A 17999-nucleotide genomic window follows, 5' to 3' on the forward strand; every position below is an offset into this window, starting at 1 on the left:
CCGCTTCGCGTTCGGGGGGTTCTTCCCGAAGATCTCCGAACAGAGTGAGGAGATCTTTTGCTTCCGGGCTGGAGAAAGGGCTTTTGCCTTCCCCTTGAGGGGAGAGGGGAAACAGATTCCCTGCGGGAATCTGCTGGATGAGGTGGAAAGCTTCCCGCTTACACTGCAGCGGCAGAATGCGGGCGGAAGATGGTCGAACTTCGTTCGAGCATCTTTTTGCCACCTCATCAGTCACCTCGGTGAAGATATCTGAACAGAGTGAGGATATCTTTTTGACAGCTTCCCCTCAAGGGGAAGCCTACCTTCTCCTGTGCGGCGGCTAGGGGACTATTTCAGGATCAGCCGGGTTTCCCCGGGGTTCAGGGCGGGGAGCTTTGTGCGGATACGGGGATGGGTGAGCTCCTGCCTGACCATGTCCCGCAGCAGGGTACCCCGGTTGTAGCCGTGGACAACGCGCAGCTCGGTCACGCTTTCCGGGCTGTGGGAAAGCCAGTTGAGCAGCAGCTCCCTGGCCTGCTCCGCCGAGGTGCCGTGCAGATCCACCGTCATGACGGAGCCGTTCCGGCTAAAACGCATGCGGATCTCTCCTTTTTTCCAAAATAGCCGCTGCCCCCAGGGGACGCCGTTTTTCTCCGGAACAGACGGCAGTGCTTTTCTTTGGTCTGATTATAGCACGGCGCGCCGGGAAAGGCCAGCCACAGGATGGGCGCGGGGAGGAAACCCTGTGGGAAAAGGAAAAATAGGAAATTCCAGAGAAAACAACAAAAAACCTCTTGACATAAACTTCACTTTAGGTTCTATGATAGAAGGGACAGCAGCCGGGAGGACGGTTCTGCTGGCAGTGGGCACGGCCCGCGTGGAAAGTCAGAACAAATTCAGAAGAAGGAAGGTTCGAAACAGATGGAAAAGGCAAAGGTTTACTTTACGAAGGCGCTTACGCCGGAAGCGGTAATCAAGCTGTACGACGTGCTGGGCGCGGAGCTGCCCGGCAAGGTGGCGGTGAAGGTGCATTCTGGCGAGGTGGGAAACCAGAACTTCATCCGTCCCGCGTTTTTCAAGCCTGTGATCGACCATGTGAAAGGCGTCATCGTGGAGTGCAACACAGCCTATGAGGGGAAGCGCAGCACCACGGAGGATCACTGGGAAACCATGAAGCTGCACGGCTGGACGGATGTGGCGGAAGTGGACATCATGGACGCCGAAGGCGACATGACCCTGCCTGTGCCGGAAGGAAAGCGCATTCAGGAAAACTATGTGGGGGCGCATTTGGAGAGATATGATTCCATGCTGGTGCTCTCCCATTTCAAGGGCCACCCCATGGGCGGCTTCGGTGGGGCGCTGAAGAACATCTCCATCGGCATTGCCTCCGCCTACGGAAAGGCCGTGATCCACGGCGCGGGCAAGGCGGAGGAGATTTGGACCGCGGATCACGATTCCTTCCTGGAGTCCATGGCGGACGCGGATCAGTCCATTGTGAAGCATTTCAAGGGCAACATGGCCTTTATCAACGTGATGTGCAATATGTCTGTGGACTGCGACTGCTGCGCGGTGGCGGAGGATCCCAAAGCGGCGGACATCGGCATCCTTTCCTCTCTGGACCCCGTGGCTCTGGACCAGGCCTGCCTGGACCTGGTATACCAGGCGGACGACCCCGGCAAGGCGGATCTGATCGAGCGCATCGAATCCCGCAACGGCGTGCATACGGTGGAGGCCGCCGCGGCGCTGGGCGTGGGCAGCAGGGAGTACGAGCTGGTTTCTTTGGACTGAAACAAGCCGGCTTCACTTGCGCCCGGTGAGCTTCCGGATGCTTTTCTGTCCTGACCGCAGGCGGAGGCCTGAGAGCTGGGGGAAGCTGTTTTAAAGGACAATGAAAAATCCCGGCGGAACCCTTTACGGGGGTTCCGCCGGGATTCTTTTCGTCTGCAAGGGGGGACTGTTTCCTGTGCCGCAGTGGGTCAGGCGTACAGGCTCTCCAGCAGCTGGTAGGTAGAGGTCATGGAAGACGTGACGGTGCAGGAGAGGGAGCTGCACAGGACAAAGGACTGTCCTTCTATGGACTTCTCCGATTTCAGGCCGCCCCGGGCCGTAAAGTGCTTGCCCTCCGAATACATGATTTCATAGGTGTCGCCGGCGTCGCTGCCGTCTTCCGCCAGATAACGCCCGTTCCGGAAGTCGTCCAGCAGGCACTGCTCCAGCTGTTTCCGGAAATCGGATTCATTCTTCAGGCCCGAAAACTCCACGGTGTCGGAGCCTGGGTTCGTGGAGACAGCCTGCTTTTCGCCGCCGTTTTCCGGCTCTTCGTTGGCGTAGTGGGTCACCCAGGAGGCGGCGTCCACGGCGTTGACCGGGAAGAGGCCTCTGATATACTCATCGCTGGTGAGCACCTTATCGGTCAGCTGTTTTCCTTCCAGATAGAGGGCTTTCGCCTCGTCTCCGGCATTGGAGAAGAGCACATAGGACCGGTCGGTGGTATTGTCGGAATTTGAAAGCTCATAGCAAAGGGTATAGCGGTACAAGGACGGTTCCGGCAGACTGTTGCGGCCGATCAGGTAGGGGAACTGCCTTGTGCGCTCATAGGCGATGAATTTCTCGTTGGCCTGGCGCACCTGGTCGATCAGCTCCGGATTCTGCACGGCGGCACGGATGGTTTCATAGACGCGGTCCCGCTCCGGCTTGGCAGCCTCCTGCTCCGTCAGTACCGGGGTTTCAGCCATATAAGAATAGACGTTGTTATTGAAAGCGCCGGCGTTTTCAATCTGCAGGGACGGGGGCACATAGGTGTCCATGCCGAAAGCGCCCAGGCTCACCGTGAGGGTGAAGGCCAGGAACACGGCCAGCACGCCGCAGTAAGGGATGCTGTGACGGAACAGCTGCTTCAGGCTCTTCCAGTAGAGCAGCTCCGTCACCAGATAGGCCAGCGCGGAGAAGAGCAGCGCGCCCAGGTAGTAGGAGAGGGTGCTGTTGGTCAGCTGGAACAGCAGATAGCCGAAGCAGAGCCCGCCTGCCGCGCAGGAAAAGATGCGGATAACCACCTTGGAGGGGCCGAAGGAGACGGAGCTTTCCGCGCTCTCGCTTTTGCGGCGGCGGTACATGGCCGCGGCGCCCAGCAGAAGGGCGGCGGTCAGGGCGACCCACCACAGGGAGAAAAGCCACTGGAAGGTGTAGAAGCTGGACTGCACGTAGGCGGCTGCCAGCGGGCTCAGCGCGCCCACAAGGTACGGGGAATAGTTGAGATAGATGCCGGGAATGGTATTGTTGATGACCGCTGTGCCCACAAAAATCAGCGCGGGCCAGGTGACGGAAATCAGCACGATGGAGACCAGCGTATCCATGGTGGAGCCGCTGCACACCGCCACAAACACGGTGAAGGAGAACACCGCCGCCGTCATGACCAGGAGCTGCGTCAGGATGGAGAACAGCAGGGTCAAAACCTCCGGTGCGAGCACCCCGAAGCAGGCTGCCACAATCCCCTGCAGCAGGACGGCCAGCAGCAGCGGCGCGTAGAGGCAGAGGTAGCCCGAGAGGAACCTGCCGTAAAACAGGGCCGTCCGGCTGACGGGCATGGCGTGGAACAGGTCCACCTCCCGCTTTCTGTGCAGGAAGCCGAAATTGGTCAGGGTAAAGATCAGGGCGAAGAGGATCATGGCGGAAACGCCCAGGATAGTGGTGGCCGCCCGGGTGGAGATGACCACGTTGTTCACCGTGATTTCATAGAGCTGGGCCTCCGACATCCCTTCATAGTAATAGTTGTTTCTGCCGGAAAGGGTGAACAGCAGAAGGACCGGATAGGACAGCAGCAGGATGGCGGCATAGACGGCCGTGATGCCGGCGGAACGCCGCAGCTGCCAGCGGAACACGCCCAGAATCTGCCTGCCGGGGCTAACCGACGATGTTGTTGATGTCATAACCTGCCGCCTCCATTTCACTGATAAATACCTCTTCCAGAGAGAGGGGAACCGCCTCCTGGAACTGAGGGCCGAATTGCTCTAAAGCGCCGAGAATTTCTTCCAGTTCGCCCCGGGCCACAAAGGAGAGCACAGAGCCGGAACGCTCCCAGCTGACAATGTCGATTTTTTCCTTCATTTTGGGGAGTTCCGGCATATCCAGGAACACGGCCTGGATGCGGTGGATGCCCAGGCGAAGGGAATCCAGCTCCTTCTCCAGCAGCACGCCGCCCCGGTGCAGCAGGGCGATGGTGTCGCAGAAATCCTCCAGCTCCCGCAAGTTGTGGGAGGCGATGAGCACCGTCATTCCCCGGTCCGCCACCTCGCCGGCGATGAGCTTTTTCAAAAGCTGCCGCACCACCGGGTCCAGCCCGTCGAAAATTTCATCCAGCAGGAAATAATCGGGCCGGGTGGACAGGGCCGCGATCAGGGCGGCCTGGCGCTGCATGCCCTTGCTCATATCCTTGAGCTTATCCTTCCTGTTGATGGGGAACATGGCGCACAGCCGGTCGAAGGTCTTGTCGTCCCAGCCGGGGTAGAAATCCCGCAGGAGGCTTTTCAGATCCTCCAGGGTGGACTGGGGCGGGAAATAGGGATAATCTGAAATAAAAAACAGCCGGGACTTGATTTCTGTGTGCTCATAGGGCGGGCTGCCCTCAAAAAACACGTTCCCGCCGTCGGGACGGTACACCCCCGCCAGGGTGCGCAGCAGCGTGGATTTTCCCGCGCCGTTGGAACCCACCAAACCGAAAATACTGCCTGTGGGAATCTCAAAGGAGACGCCGTTAAGGGCTGTAAACGAGCCGAATTTTTTGGTGAGCGTTTTGATTTCAATCATGCTTTTCACTCTCCTTCCTCCTGCTGTCTTCCGCCTGTACGGCGCTGAGGAGCTCCCCGAGGGCCACTCCACAGTCCAGCGCCTCCCGGGCGCTGACGCGGACCTTTTGAACCGCCTCTTCCCGCTGTTTGTCCACAGCGTTCTGTTCCCCGGTGAGAAAAGAACCCTTTCCCGGCAGGGAGCAGATGACCCCGTCCCGCTCCAGAAGGCCGTAGGCCTTCTGCACCGTGTTGGGGTTGACGCCCAGCTCCTGGGCCACGGAACGTACCGACGGAAGCTGTCCATCCCCGCCGAAAGCCCCTGCCGCCGCCATTTTCACAATGCCGCGGTAGATTTGGTCATAGATCGGCAGCCCGCTTTTGTAATCGATGCGGAGCACAGTATCACCTCCACTGAATCCTGTTGCTGTATTATATATTCTAACCGTACTATTATATTTAGTACAGTTAGAGTATAGCACCCGCCCACGCAGGTGTCAAGGAAAAATTTACGAAAAAAATGGAGGCCGTTTCAGAGGCGAAACGGCCTGTGCCGGGCCCTGGAGGTTCGGGGTCAGGGGCGGGGGTTCCCTTTGGGGCGGCGGGGGGAGGTGAGGCGGAAGCTTTCCTCCGTCATGCGCAGCAGCTCCTCCTCCGGCACGTCGGATTCCAGGTACACGGTGTTCCAGTGGGTTTTGTTCATGTGGTATCCGGGCCGCACGCCGGTATAGGCGCTGCGGAGCAGGTCCGCCTCCATGGGGCTGCATTTCAGATTCACCGCGTCCCGGCCGTCCACCTTCATCACCAGGGCAAACCATTTCCGGCTGTCCCAATGGCGGGCCACCCAGCTTTGGAAGTCCTCGGGGAAGGGCTGGTCCACCACGGCGCCGGGGAGTCCGGCGCAATAGTTCAGGTAAGCTTCCCTCGTCATAAGCAGGTCTCCTCACTATATAATCTCGTATAATGTATTTGCGGTATTTTTGATAAGGACATCGTAGAAAAACTTGTTATCCCGTAATGGATATGGGATAATGAACGCAATAGATGTGAATGAACTAGATAGCGAACCATTCGGACACGCTGCATATCTAACGAGGTTGTATTGCCGTAAGAATCAGAGGGTAACCCTGTCTGTATATCTTTGCATGGGAGGGCTCTTGTTGTTTTACTGTAGCATCGACATTGCTAAGCGCAATCACGAAGCTTCAGTTATTGACGCCGAAGGGAAACCGCTGCTAGACAGCGTGACCATAATCAACACTCAAAAGGGTTGCACAAAGCTGTTTTCACCGAATGAACCGGCAGCCACGTCCCGAAGTTCTTTCTCTTTTTTCTCTCTAAACCGGCCATGACTGGCTTTGTTCAACAAATTGGTCAACTTGCGGGTGGAGGCAGCAAGCATATTCTCCAGCGTTGGACATTGCACCAATAGTCCTTTTGAGGTCACGCCTTAGAGAGAACAGGCCGTATGAAGCAACGCCGTCGAAGAAAAAACCAAGAATGACAAATAAAAGTGAGGAAACATTATGAACCTTAGCGCCATTTCAACGACTTGGGCTTTACTCGAAAAAACTGCAAAAATACTAATACTCACTGAATCAGATCGACTCCCCCTGGCCGAGAAGATAAGAATAGACAATTTGATTTACGTGGCAGAAGTAAAGATCATTGACATAGGCATTAACAATACCTATGAACAGGAAATGATGACCCTGACGGAGGAGGATTTGTTAATTATCCTACTAACCACAGATGGTTTTATGAGCAAAGGGTATCGCGACAAATTCTCCCCGTTCTCTAAGCCTCCCGGATTTGCGGGAAAATACATCTTTATTCGCTTGGACATTCCGGAAGGGTCTTTGCTGTCCGGGCTTAATACCGACATCGGCAAGGTGGAATCCATCATCCATGAATATCAAGCATTTGGCAGCGGAAAAAAAGTTCGGGTCACTACTGATAAAGGCACCGATATCACTACGCAAATTGCTTATCAGGAATTACTGCCTTACCATGCCCGTCTGTTGGGTGGGCATGCATTTCTTCCTCCGGCGGAAATATCAGAAGAGTTGGACCACTCCTCAACCAATGGAACAATCGTGGTGGATATTACGGTAGGGGAAATCAGGTTTGGATCTGATTTAATTGATTCGCTTGGCATAGTCGACCGCGAAGTTCGAATCACGGTGCAAGACGGACTTGTTGTAGATATTGACGGCGGTGACATAGGGCAACGTTTCAAAACCGGCTTAAACAGGCTAGATAAGAATTTACAGGTAGTGGTGGAATTGGGACATGGATTATCAGACCTTTCTCCTACGGGCATAATTGGGGTTGATGAAAGCATGAACGGAACCTGCCATTTTGGTATTGGTGATAGAAATCCTTATCATATTGATGTTGTTATCTCAAATCCTAAATTTGAAATTATCAGCGAATAATTCTCTCGTTTTCCCCTTGACATTGCTTTACAGGTTTTTATAGATAGTCTTTCTGTTTTGAGATACCGGAAATTTCACTTCCGCTCCCTTAAAATTCTGCCGGGGTGGAAAGCACGGATGCCCTGTTCCCCGAGGAGAAAACCGGAGGGTCAGGGCGGCGGAGAGGCCGTGTTTTCCGAGCCGGAGGAAGGGAGGGCTTCCAGGTAGGCGGAAATTTCCCTGCGGCTGCGGAGGATCACGGTCTTTTCCCGGTAGGGCTCCACCCTTTTTTTGGTCCCGTCCCGTCCTGCGTCATAATCCCCCGCCCAGCGGAACATGGCTTTCAGCATGTTCCAGCCGGGGCGGTAAAGGCAGGGCTCCAGCCCCAGGTTCTGCCGGAGCCAGCGGGTGAAAATCCTTTTGTACCGCACCCCAAGGGGGAGCTCCAGCAGAAGGATGGCGTCCGCCTGGCGGAGCCCTTCTTCAAAGCAGGCACGCCCTGTGTCCTCCATCACATAATGGGGCTGGCGGAGGATCTCCGCAAAGAGTGCGTCCCGCTCCGCTTCCGGGCGTTTCCGGTTCCCCGAGGGCGCGCCGGGGTCGGGGACGTAGACCACCTCGTCCAGAGAGTGGCAGGGGATGCCTGTGCGCGCCGCGATCTGCCGGGCCAGCGTGGATTTCCCGCTGGCCACGGAGCCTGTGAGATAGAGCTTCATCCGGTCCCCCCTCTTTTCTTGGCTTTGGCGCCGTCCTTCCCGGAGGCTGGGTTTTTGCATTGTCATGCCTCCAGTATAACAGACCGGCGGCCTTTTGGACAGAAAAAAAGAAAAATCGGAGAAACCCTCAAAAGGGTTCTCCGATGAGGAAAAAGCATTCCGTACGGCGCGGACCGCGTCAGAATTTCCTGGTAAACCAATAGGCCAGCTCCCGGACGGTTTCCAGAGGGCCGGGATACTCAGAGTTTTCCTCATGGAATACGCCGGCCCCGTTGGTCCACAGCGTCATGGTGGCCCGTCTCAGCTCCTGCCGGACGGCGTCGTAGGACTTCCCCTCATTCTGGGACATCAGCTTTGCGTAAAAATCCTCCGGCTGGCCGTGCTGGGCTGCTTCGATGGTATACCTGGCGCATTTTCCCTGCTCCCCCGCAGGCAGCCGGAGCGTGTGACAGAGCTCGTCTATCGTCTCAAAATCTTCCGGCGACTTGTATCCCTTCTTCATCGAGATACCTCCCAAAATAGATTCCATTCCTATTAGTAGAAAATGGTACTTCTATTTTAGTGAACTGATTCCACAAAGAAAGAAATGTGACATCATTTTTTCTATTAATTTGTAATTTTTTGTCAAAATAATGTGAGGAGAGGCGGTTTTCTGTAGTTTAAGAAGGGAAAATGGGGAAAAAGGTAAAAAAGAGCCCCCGCTCAGGTGCGGGGGCATGGGGAAGGAAAAGCGCCTGCGGCACGGCCGCCATGGGAGGGAAAACATCATGGGGCCGGGACTGCCCGTCAGGGGGAAAGAAACCTGCGCAGCTCCTCTTCCGGCATGGGCCTGGCGTAAAAATAGCCCTGGATGTAATGCACGCAGGATTTGGCGATGGCCTGCTGCTCGGCCCGGGTTTCCACGCCTTCCGCCACAACCGACAGGCCGTTGATGGCAGCCATTTTGACAATGGATTTCAACAGCGCATCCTGCTTGGGGCTGGTCAGAATCTGCCTGGTCAGGGAGCGGTCGATTTTGATGATGTCCGCGGGGAGGTTGGACAGGTAGTTGAGGCTGGAATACCCCACGCCGAAGTCGTCCAGCGCAATATGTACGCCGGCCTGCCGGAGTTTTTCCAGGGCCTGCGCCGCCTGGTCGATGGACTGGATCAGGACGCTCTCGGTGATTTCCAGCGTCACAAGCCGGGGGTCGATGCCGGTAGAGCGGATCAGGTTCAGCAGGTGGCCGGCGCTGTTTCCCACCAAAAGCTGCTGCACGGAGAGGTTGACGCCCATGCGTGTGAGGCCCAGCGCTTCGCCGTGTTCGCGCATGAACAGGCAGGCCCTGCGGAGCACGTAATCGCCCAGCTCTTCCACAATGCCGTTGCGCTCCGCCAGGGAGATGACCTGGCCAGCGGAGAAAAAGCCGCCCTTTCCGTCGGGCAGGCGCGACAGCGCCTCAGCCGCAGTGTACCGGTTCTCACAAAGCCGCATAATCGGCTGGTACCAGACCTCCAGCGTCCCGTCCTGAATGGCCTCCTTCAGCCGGCGGAGGATATCGGCCTCCGTATGGATCATTTCATCCAGCTGGCCGTTATAGACGGTAACCACCCGGTCAGATTCCTTGGCAAAGCGCAGGGCGGATTGGATGTGGTCCAGCAGCTCGCTGGGCGTTTTGCCGTGTTCCGGATACATACAGGCGGAGATGCGGACCTGCAGGGTGAAGGAGAGGGCGCCGGCTACCACCGGTTCGGCAAACAGGCTTTGCAACCGGTCGGCAAAAGAAGCCGACCCTTCCCCAGACAGGGAGACGCCCAAAAACACGTCGCCGTTGATGCGGTACAGGTACGAGCCGAAGGGGCGCGAGAGGCGGCGCAGGACCTCATGCAGAATCTCATCCCCGATTTCGGCGCTGAACAGCTCGTTGTACTGGCTGAAGGAGCAGATATCCACACAGAAAAGGCTGAACTGCCTCTTCTTATCATAAGAGATCAGCATGTTCGTGTCCCGGAGAAATTTCAGCCGGTTGCCCACGGAAAAGACCGGGTCGGAATAGGCCAGCTGTTCCACCTGCCTGCGGTAACGGTTGAAGGTTTTGGACAGCTCCATCATCTCCAGGTCCGTATATTCGTCAAAGACCACGTCGCTCTTTCCCTCGATGAGCTGCCGGCACTTTTCCGTGAGCATCCGGACGGGGGATTCCGCCGCCACCTGCCGGTAGTAGGCGCGGATCAATTCTGAAATCTGGTCCGCCGCCCCGCCCTGGTCCGGCGTGCAGCAGAGGTACTGGTACCGCGCCATCAGAAAGCTCTTTTCCCCGCCGATGCGCACCTGCAGCAGAAGCTCCAAAGAGAGGCCCTTGGCAAAGTCGTCCCGCTTCTGCTCGTCCATCTCCTCCCGCAGCGCCACCAGATAGCTGCTCTCGTCCAGCCTGCCCGCCAGGAACGGGCTGCGGATGTAGTCGTTCAGCCGGGGCCGGATGCTTTGCAGATACTCCTCCTCTTTGTCCGGGCCGATCAGCCGGACTGCCTGGGCGTAGCCCTCCAGGGAGAAGAAAAACAGCGTGACCGGAACGCCGCCCTCGTGAAGCCAGCCGTCCAGGGCGGCGGTAAAGCCCTTGCGGCTGCAGAGGCCGGTGGCCTGGTCCATGCGGCCCGCCTCTGCCAGCAGGCGGTTTTGCCGGAGGGTTCTGCGCAGCAGGAAGAGAAGCGACAGCAGCAGAACCTGGATCAGGATGCAGAGCAGGGCCAGGCCCAGCCGCTGCCCGACGCTGAGCCACCCGGACCGGGGCTGGATGCTGAGCGTCCATTGGGTGGGCAGGTTGAAGGCCGTTTTCTGGGCCTGGGAAAAATCGGCGCCTGCCTGGGAGCTTGCTACAATTTCCTTGTTTCCGTTCTGCGGCTCCACCCGCCAGAGCTCATAATCATACCCCTGGGCGGACAGGTTTTCCAGGCCCAGCTGCCCCAGTACATAGTCCCGGTCCAGCGCCACGGCCACCTGGCCCAGGTATGCGCCCTCCTCCACAATGGGCTGCAAAAACAGGAACACCTCCTGCCCCTCGGGGTCGTTCTGCAGCACCACGGGACCCTCCACCACCAGCTCCTTGACCACCTTGGACATGGTGTAGATATAGGAAAAATCCCGCAGCTCTTTTCCGTCGAGGCTTCCGTATTTGTCCTGGGGCAGTATCAGCCCCAGGATGTCCCCCTCAAACAGGGCGACCATACAGACCTCGGGCCGCTGCAGCAGGGGGACGGCAGCGGTTTCAAACCAAGCGGAGGCATCCGCCTGGGCAGACTGCGCCGTATGCACGGTCTGCGCCAGGGCGGTGGCCTCATTGACGGTTCCCTGCAGCTGCAGGACAATTTTCTCCCTGTAATAGAACAGGATGTTTTCCGCTTCCCTCTGCCGTTCGTCCACGATGGCGCCGCGGACCAAAAGAATGGACGTCAAGCTGACTGCAAAGACCAGCAGAACAGCGAAAATGTATGCGGATGCCCGCTGAATCCGTTTTTTCATATGCGCCTCATTTCCGCTGGATATGGTAATACCCTTTTCCGTTTTGCTTGACATAGTAGAGCGCCTCGTCCGCGTCGGCAATCAGCTGGGAAAGCGTCATGCCCGGGCGGAAGATGGAAACCCCGATGCTGCACTGGACCGGGATGCTCTGCCCGCCGGACTGAACGTTTGTCTGGAGCCGGAGCACCAGTTCGTCCAGCACGCCGCGCAGCTCGGCTTCGTCGTCCAGGCCGGTCAGCAGCAGAACGAATTCGTCCCCGCCGTACCGTCCCACCACGCCGTCGTATTTTTTCTCGTACTCCCGGAGAATGTACCCGATGCTTTTCAGGGCGATATCGCCGCCGGCATGGCCGCGGCTGTCGTTGAGGTGCTTCAGGTTATCCATGTCCACAAAGCACAGGGCCTTTGTCAAAGACGGCTCGGCTTTTTTCAGCAGGGCGTCCGCCTGGTTTAAGAAGACGGACCGGGTGACCGTGCCGGTGAGGCTGTCGGTAAGGCCGTCGCTGGTCAGGCGCAGGACCTCCTGAAAATCTGCGGTCTCCGGCCGTTCATCCCGGTAAATCCTGTTTTCCAGCTCCTCGATGGAGTGCACCAGCAGGTCCACCACCTTCATCTGGACGGAGAGGTACCGGCGCACCAGCCACAAAAGGCCGACGCACAGGAACAGGGTAAGCCCCATGACCAGCACCAGGGCCGGGAGGATTTCCTCATAACAGGACCAGAAATTTACAGAGCACAAAATATCCCAGCCCGTATTTTCCACCCGCTGGTAGGTGGTGTAGTACAGGCTTCCGCTGCGCAGGCTCCAGAAAGCGCCGGGCTGGGCGGCCAGAAGACGCTCCTCCAGCTGGTCCGCCGTGACGCCGAACAGCACGCTGCTTTTCAGCACGTCCGTGATGGAATCCCCATAGGGAAGCCCTTCCGTGGAGGACATGACCTGCCCCTGGGTGCCGATCAGCGTCGCCTCGGAGCCGCCATCCCCGGCGGACTTCTGCAGGATGTCCACCACTTCGTCAAAGTAGATGGCGCAGAACAGGCACCCGGTGATCCCGCCCCGTTCGTCCAGCAGCGGGACTGCCACGGTGTAGTTCAGCGTCGCGCCGTCCGCGCCCGCGGCAAAGCTGTCCGTCACCTGCAGCTGCCCGGTGGAGAAAAGCCGCTGCATGTAATCCCGGCTGGCAAGGCTGGCGGGCTCCGCGCCGTCGGAATAGACGATGATATCGGAATCCACATAGCAGAGCATCATGTACCCGAAATAGGGGCTCATCTGGTCCAGCTTTTTCACCTTGTCGATGGGAGGAAGCCCCGGATCGTAGAACTCCGGAAGGCTGGCCAGGGATTCCAGCAGGCTCACCGTGCCCTCCACCCGCTGGGTGACCTGCGCACGGCTTGCCGCCAGGGACACCTCGGCGTTGGCCCGCATCCGGCTCACGGAGAGGACCGCGCCGCCCAGCAACACCACAAGCATGACCAGCCCGCAGAATAAGATGCTGTAACGGGTGATGGGGGCAAATGAGATATCCCATTTCCCGTCTGCTTTCTTTTGGTTTTCTTTTGTCTTCATGTGGAGGTCTCCTTCCAGGATACGGACCGCCGGTCCAAAGGGCCGGAATGGCCGAAGGCTATTTCCAGAGGGACGCGCCGTCATAGACGTTCATGGCGGTGTCCCAATAGCCCAGCCTCCGGCATTCCGAGACGATGAGGCGGCGGATCTGTTCAAATATGGCGGCTGTTTTCCCGGCGAACAGGCCGCCGTCGGGCAGTTGTTCCACGGCTTCGCGGCATGCCCGGTAAATTTCCAGGTTCTGGGGGTTTATGTCACGGCATACCAGTTTCGGAATACTTCTGCCGATGCTGAAATTCCTGGCCAATATCCCATAGATTTCCCGCAGCGCGTCGTAGCCGATGTGTTCTGTGATAAAGTCCAGCAGGGTGCGGGGGATCAGCTGATGTTCGTAAGGCTGTTCCTCCTGCCGGCGGAGCGCCGCCTGAAGGCGCCTTGTGTCTTCGGGCGTTATCAAGGCGGCCGCGTGGGCTGCGGCAGGCTCCACCGTCAGGGTCAGCAGCTCCAGACTGTCCAGGTACCGCCGCACATGGCAGGCGATGGATTCGGGGGAAATCCGGATCCTCTGAAGCGCCGTCAGATCCATCTCCACTGAAATGCCCCGCCGGGGCGCCGCCGTCACCACACCCCAGTCCCGCAGCATCTTCACCGCTTTGACGGAGGTATCCCGGCTCACGCCGTAGGTTTTCTGAAGCTGGTCATGGGTGGGCAAATGGTCGCCGGGCTGGTAACGGCCGATGGCGATGAGGCCCAGCAGGTCCAGGCACATGGTGGAATACCGCTCTTGGGCCAGGCTGAGCTGTTCTCCCAATTCCTCCGCCTCTGCCAGCATGGGACAGGGGGAGAGAAGCTGATGGAACTGCTGCCCTTCCGCCTGCTCCGCAATGATCCGGTATTGGCGGAAGACGGCGTCCAGCTGCACCTGCTCCGGCACGCCGCCTGCCTTCGCCGCCTGCAGCAGCGCTTCGATATGGGAACGGTATTGCGCCCGGTCTTCCAGGGAACTCCGGGGCGGCTCCTTTCCCCGAAAGCCCAGGCTGTCCACAACCCGCAGGAGCAGCTCGTTCTCATTTCTGGCGATGAAAAAGCGCCCCAGCCTGCTGGAGAGCCGCCAGAAATCCTCGGGACGGCTTGGGTCCATCTGAGCGAGAATCCTCTCGGGCGTGCGCCAGTCTCCGCCGGTACACAGCCGCAGCCCCCGCAGGTAGATGGGGCGGCAGAGCAGGTCCGCCGTACGCATCAAATCGTCCACCTGGGCCGGGTCCGCCCTTCTCGCGTTCTGCAGCGCCTGCCCCTGGGGCAGGGGGGAGGCGGAGAGGACAACGGGCCGTTTCCTGGGCATTATCTCCAAAAACCCGTTCTGCTCCAGCAGCTCCAGCGCCCGGCGAACCGTCCGTTCCGAGGTCCCCAGTTCCCTGCACAGCACGGACCTGCCGGGAAGCCTGGCGCCCACAGGAAGGAGGCCGGATTCGATTTTGTTTTTGAGCTGCCGGTAGGCCCGCTCATATTGAATCACGCCGCTTTTCATTCCCGTACCCGCTTTCAGTCTTCTTTGTTTCCGCTTTCCTCATCGGACGCACGCCCCTGTTCCAGGGCGGTGTTGCAGCTTTCGTCGATGGCCGCCGCCGCCTCCTCCGGCGATTTTTCCCCGGTGAGCAGATCGTTGATGTTCCGGTAAAACACATCCCGGACGCCCTGCCAGTTGAGGCTGCCGCGGATATTGTCCACGGTATCGGCGGTGTTTTCCCCGTAGGCTTTCAGCATCCAGATCTCATCCTGGTACTGCTGGGTGACGGATTTGCTCACCGGAAGGGTGCCCAGCGTATACTTCATCGCCTCCCCGTCCGACAGGAGGAAGCTGAGAAAGTCCTTGGCAACCTGTATTTTTGTTTCATCCCCGTTGTCAAACACGCAGAAGCCGTTGCTGGAAGTGGTGCAGAAACCCGCGCCCGAAGGGTCGGGGAAGTTGGCGGTGAACACGTCTACCCCCTTGTTTCTGGCGTCCCACAGGTTGGTCAGGTTTCCCACGCACATGGCCAGCTGCTGGTTGTAGAACAGGTTGACGCAGTCCAGCAGTTCCAGGTTCTCCGCCCCTTTGGGAGTGATCCCCTGTTGGTCCATCTCCTTGATCCAGGCAAGGGCCTGTATCCCCTCCGGCGTGTTCACCGAAAAATTTCCGTTTTCATCGTAGAGAGGGCAGCCGTAGGCCCGCAGCAGGGTCATGATGTGGCTGTCCCCCTGGCTGTTGGCGGCGTACATCATAAAAGCGAAGGTGTTTTCATCGGTCAGGGATTCCTTGAGCCTTTGGCAGATGAGGTTGAATTCCTCCGTGGACCAGTGGGCCACGGAATCGTCCTGGGGAATGTATTCCTCCAGGCCTGCGGCCTGCATCATGGTCCGGTTTACCATCAGCGTATTTTGCAGCTGGTGGTAGGGCAGGGTATATACCTTCCCGCCGACGGTGTTCTGCTTCCAGATGGATTCATCCACGTCGCTGCGCAGCTCCGGGGTGATCATGTCGTCCAGGGGGACCAGCCATCCCCGCTTCACATACAGCGGCACGTTCCAGGAGCCTGCGAAGAAGATATCGGCGGCCTCCGGCGTTCCGTACTTGTCGGCCAGCTGCGCCTGTTCGTCCAGATAGTCGTAACGGCTGATGGAAAATTCCACGTCGTACTTGTCATACTGCGCCTGGAAACGTTCCGCCGCAGCCGTGAGCATGTCGTAAACCTCGGCCTCGCCCGCCCCGGGGATGTTCCCAAGCCCAATGGGCGGCGTTTTGACGGTGAGCGTCACCTTCTCCGGCTCCGCCGGTTCCTGCGCCCGGCAGCCCGCCGGGGAGAGGCAGAGCGCCGCCGCCAGCAGGGCGCAGAGCAGGTTTCTTTTCCTCATGAAATTCCCTCCCGTTCCTTGATTGTCGCAATCTTTTTCAGCAGCAGCTTGATGTCCAGCGGCTTGGTGGCCACGTCGTCCATGCCGGAGGCAAGGGCTTTTTCCACGTCCTCGCTGAAGGCGTTGGCGGTCATGGCGATGATGGGGACCGTGGACGCGTCCGGCCGGGACAGCGCACGGATGCGCCGCGCCGCCTCGTTGCCGTCCATCACCGGCATCTGGACGTCCATCAAAATCAGGTCAAACCAGGAAGGCGCGCTGGCTTCAAATGCTTCCAGGGCCTCCTGCCCGTTCCGGGCCTCCGTCAACTGGCAGCCCTGCTCTTCCAGAATGGACACCACGATCATCCGGTTGATCTCATTGTCCTCCACGGCCAGGATGCGTTTTCCATTCAGGGACCAGGCCGCGTCCGGGGAATCCTCCGCCGGGCCCTTCTCTCCGGAGGGCGCCGCCGCGGGGAAGGGGATGGAAACGGTGAACACCGTCCCCTTTCCCAGCTGGCTTTCCACCGAGATGGAGCCGCCCATCTTCTCCGCCAGGGTCTTGCTCAAGGTTGTGCCCAGCCCGGTGCCGTTCTGGGAGGCGACGCGCCGCTCCTGCTCAAATGGCGTCCAGATGCGCTGCAGAAATTCCGGGCTCATGCCGCAGCCCGTATCGGCCACCTGAAATACGGTGCGGACCAGGCCGCCGGCCGGCTCTTGGTTCACGGTGAGGGAAACCTCACCGCCCTCGGGCGTGAATTTCACCGCGTTGCCCAGCAGGTTCGTGAGAATCTGCTTGACGCGCAGGGCGTCCCCCTCCACCAGGGGCTGCTTCAGGCCGCCGCAGTCCAGCCGGAACTGCAGGCCCTTGTTTTCCACCTGGTTTTCCAGCAGAACCTGCACCTCTTCCATCAGAAGCTTCAAATCCATCTCTTTGGGATAGAGCTCCAGCTGCCCGCTCTCAATTTTCGACATGTCCAGAACGTCGGTGATGACGCTCTGTAAAAACGACGCGGATACCTCCGCTTTTTTTAAGTATCCCTTTAGCTTTTTGGGATCGTCCAGACTCTGGCGCATGAGGTACTGCAGCCCTACAATGCCGTTGAGGGGCGTGCGGATTTCATGGCTCATGTTGGCTAAGAAGGCGGATTTTGCCTGCTCCGAGGCCCGGGCGACCTTTGCCGCGTTCACCGTGTGGTAGATGAAATAAGTGACCAGCAGAATCAGCGCGCCCAGCACAAGGAAAAAGGGGAGGGAACGGGAGATCAGCGTCTTCACCTGATCCTCCGTCACCTGGGTGGAGACCCGCACCACCAGATACCACTCGTTCCCGGCATGATGGTCCAGGGATTGGAACAGGGCGTAATAGGAGCTTCCGTCCAGGCTGTATTCCACGAACAGGCTTTCCCCCTGCTCCACCGCCTGGAGGCAGGCTTCCAGCGAGCCTCCGTTTTTGAACTGGGCGCGGGCCAGGGGTGTCAGAAAATTGTTGTCCGGGGTGCTGTACTGCTGGCTCGCCGTAATGATGTCGCCGGATTTTTGCATGACGACGGCGATTCCCTGTCCGTCAAAGCTCTCCAGCCGCATTTGATCGGCAATTTCCTCGATGGACACCAAACCCACCGCGCCGTTGATCTCTTTCTCCCCGCAGAGGACCGGTTCGGCCAGACGCACGCCGTAAACCAGGAACTCGCCCCATTTTTCCCGGCTGACCTCGTCGTACCGGATGGCGAAACGGCCGTCCGCACGCTGGAATTCATCCGCCCAGGGCATATCCTGAAGGGAGCTTTTCAAATAGGAGCTGTTGTACGCCTCGCCGTCCGTGGTGATGAGGTAGAGCGTGTGAAAGGAGGTGGTTTTGGCCTCCACCCCCAGGTTATAGAGTACGTCCTCAAACCGGCTCTCCCTGGCGGCATTAATCCGGTTGAGGATCACCTGCAGGTACTCGGTCTTGCTGTCCATCTGGTTGATGATATTCAGGTGGTCGTGATCCGCAATCTGTTCCATAAAGGACAGCGTCGTGGAATATACCGCCTGCTCGACGCTTTGATAGTACAGCCAGTAGCCGCCGCCCAGGACGCAGAAGGAGACCAGCAGAATCAGCGCCCATACCCGCAGGCTGCGCCTGTTTGCCTTCAAAGTCCTGCTCATTTTCCTGCCTCCCCTCCTGT

14 protein-coding genes are annotated in these 17999 nt (G+C 58.5%); 2 read left to right on the forward strand and 12 right to left on the reverse strand.

The window, feature by feature from the left end; all coding sequences use genetic code 11:
* Window positions 1-327: 327 nt before the first annotated feature.
* Window positions 328-576: a Smr/MutS family protein gene (locus tag BN3911_RS01595; protein WP_066860400.1), complete on the reverse strand. Its 249-nt coding sequence runs from the start codon at window positions 574-576 to the stop codon at window positions 328-330.
* A gap of 324 nt (window positions 577-900) precedes the next feature.
* Here BN3911_RS01595 and BN3911_RS01600 point away from each other — a divergent pair, with 324 nt between their 5' ends.
* Window positions 901-1767, forward strand: coding sequence for a DUF362 domain-containing protein (locus BN3911_RS01600; RefSeq protein ID WP_066860403.1), 867 nt, complete (start codon window positions 901-903; stop codon window positions 1765-1767).
* A gap of 188 nt (window positions 1768-1955) precedes the next feature.
* Here BN3911_RS01600 and BN3911_RS01605 read toward each other — a convergent pair whose 3' ends face one another.
* The 4 genes from BN3911_RS01605 to BN3911_RS01620 form a co-directional block, all read right to left on the reverse strand.
* On the reverse strand, window positions 1956-3905 hold the full coding sequence (locus BN3911_RS01605; RefSeq protein WP_147578483.1) for an ABC transporter permease: 1950 nt from the start codon (window positions 3903-3905) through the stop codon (window positions 1956-1958).
* Window positions 3880-4782: an ABC transporter ATP-binding protein gene (locus tag BN3911_RS01610; protein ID WP_066860409.1), complete on the reverse strand. Its 903-nt coding sequence runs from the start codon at window positions 4780-4782 to the stop codon at window positions 3880-3882. The genes BN3911_RS01605 and BN3911_RS01610 overlap by 26 nt, the downstream gene beginning before the upstream one ends.
* Window positions 4775-5161, reverse strand: coding sequence for a GntR family transcriptional regulator (locus tag BN3911_RS01615; RefSeq protein WP_066860410.1), 387 nt, complete (start codon window positions 5159-5161; stop codon window positions 4775-4777). The genes BN3911_RS01610 and BN3911_RS01615 overlap by 8 nt, the downstream gene beginning before the upstream one ends.
* 173 nt (window positions 5162-5334) lie before the next feature.
* Window positions 5335-5691 carry an MmcQ/YjbR family DNA-binding protein gene (locus tag BN3911_RS01620; RefSeq protein ID WP_066860411.1) on the reverse strand — a complete coding sequence of 119 codons (357 nt, stop codon included), beginning with the start codon at window positions 5689-5691 and terminating at the stop codon, window positions 5335-5337.
* Between the two features lie 595 nt (window positions 5692-6286).
* Here BN3911_RS01620 and BN3911_RS01625 point away from each other — a divergent pair.
* Window positions 6287-7198: a 2,5-dihydroxypyridine 5,6-dioxygenase NicX family protein gene (locus tag BN3911_RS01625; protein ID WP_066860415.1), complete on the forward strand. Its 912-nt coding sequence runs from the start codon at window positions 6287-6289 to the stop codon at window positions 7196-7198.
* Between the two features lie 149 nt (window positions 7199-7347).
* On the opposite strand, the gene BN3911_RS01630 is transcribed toward BN3911_RS01625, so the two are convergent.
* The 7 genes from BN3911_RS01630 to BN3911_RS01660 form a co-directional block, all read right to left on the reverse strand.
* Entirely contained in the window at window positions 7348-7893 is a 546-nt protein-coding gene (locus tag BN3911_RS01630; RefSeq protein WP_147578484.1) for a P-loop NTPase family protein, read from the reverse strand.
* Between the two features lie 178 nt (window positions 7894-8071).
* On the reverse strand, window positions 8072-8395 hold the full coding sequence (locus BN3911_RS01635) for a hypothetical protein (protein WP_066860421.1): 324 nt from the start codon (window positions 8393-8395) through the stop codon (window positions 8072-8074).
* 284 nt (window positions 8396-8679) lie between these two features.
* Complete coding sequence (locus BN3911_RS01640; RefSeq protein ID WP_242871053.1) at window positions 8680-11445, reverse strand: bifunctional diguanylate cyclase/phosphodiesterase; 2766 nt, start codon at window positions 11443-11445, stop codon at window positions 8680-8682.
* The gene (locus tag BN3911_RS01645; RefSeq protein ID WP_066860425.1) at window positions 11399-12955 is read right to left on the reverse strand and encodes a sensor domain-containing diguanylate cyclase; all 1557 of its coding nucleotides are present in this window, start codon (window positions 12953-12955) and stop codon (window positions 11399-11401) included. Before BN3911_RS01645 ends, BN3911_RS01640 begins: the two co-directional genes overlap by 47 nt.
* Before the next feature lie 58 nt (window positions 12956-13013).
* On the reverse strand, window positions 13014-14483 hold the full coding sequence (locus BN3911_RS01650) for a GntR family transcriptional regulator (protein ID WP_066860427.1): 1470 nt from the start codon (window positions 14481-14483) through the stop codon (window positions 13014-13016).
* Window positions 14484-14497: 14 nt separating this feature from the next.
* Window positions 14498-15847, reverse strand: coding sequence for an ABC transporter substrate-binding protein (locus BN3911_RS01655; RefSeq protein WP_066860429.1), 1350 nt, complete (start codon window positions 15845-15847; stop codon window positions 14498-14500).
* Window positions 15844-17979 carry a hybrid sensor histidine kinase/response regulator gene (locus BN3911_RS01660; RefSeq protein ID WP_066860432.1) on the reverse strand — a complete coding sequence of 712 codons (2136 nt, stop codon included), beginning with the start codon at window positions 17977-17979 and terminating at the stop codon, window positions 15844-15846. Before BN3911_RS01660 ends, BN3911_RS01655 begins: the two co-directional genes overlap by 4 nt.
* Between the last annotated feature and the right edge of the window lie 20 nt (window positions 17980-17999).

It is taken from the genome of Neglectibacter timonensis (assembly GCF_900048895.1).
In the GTDB taxonomy this organism is placed as follows: Bacteria; Bacillota; Clostridia; order Oscillospirales; family Acutalibacteraceae; genus Acutalibacter; species Acutalibacter timonensis.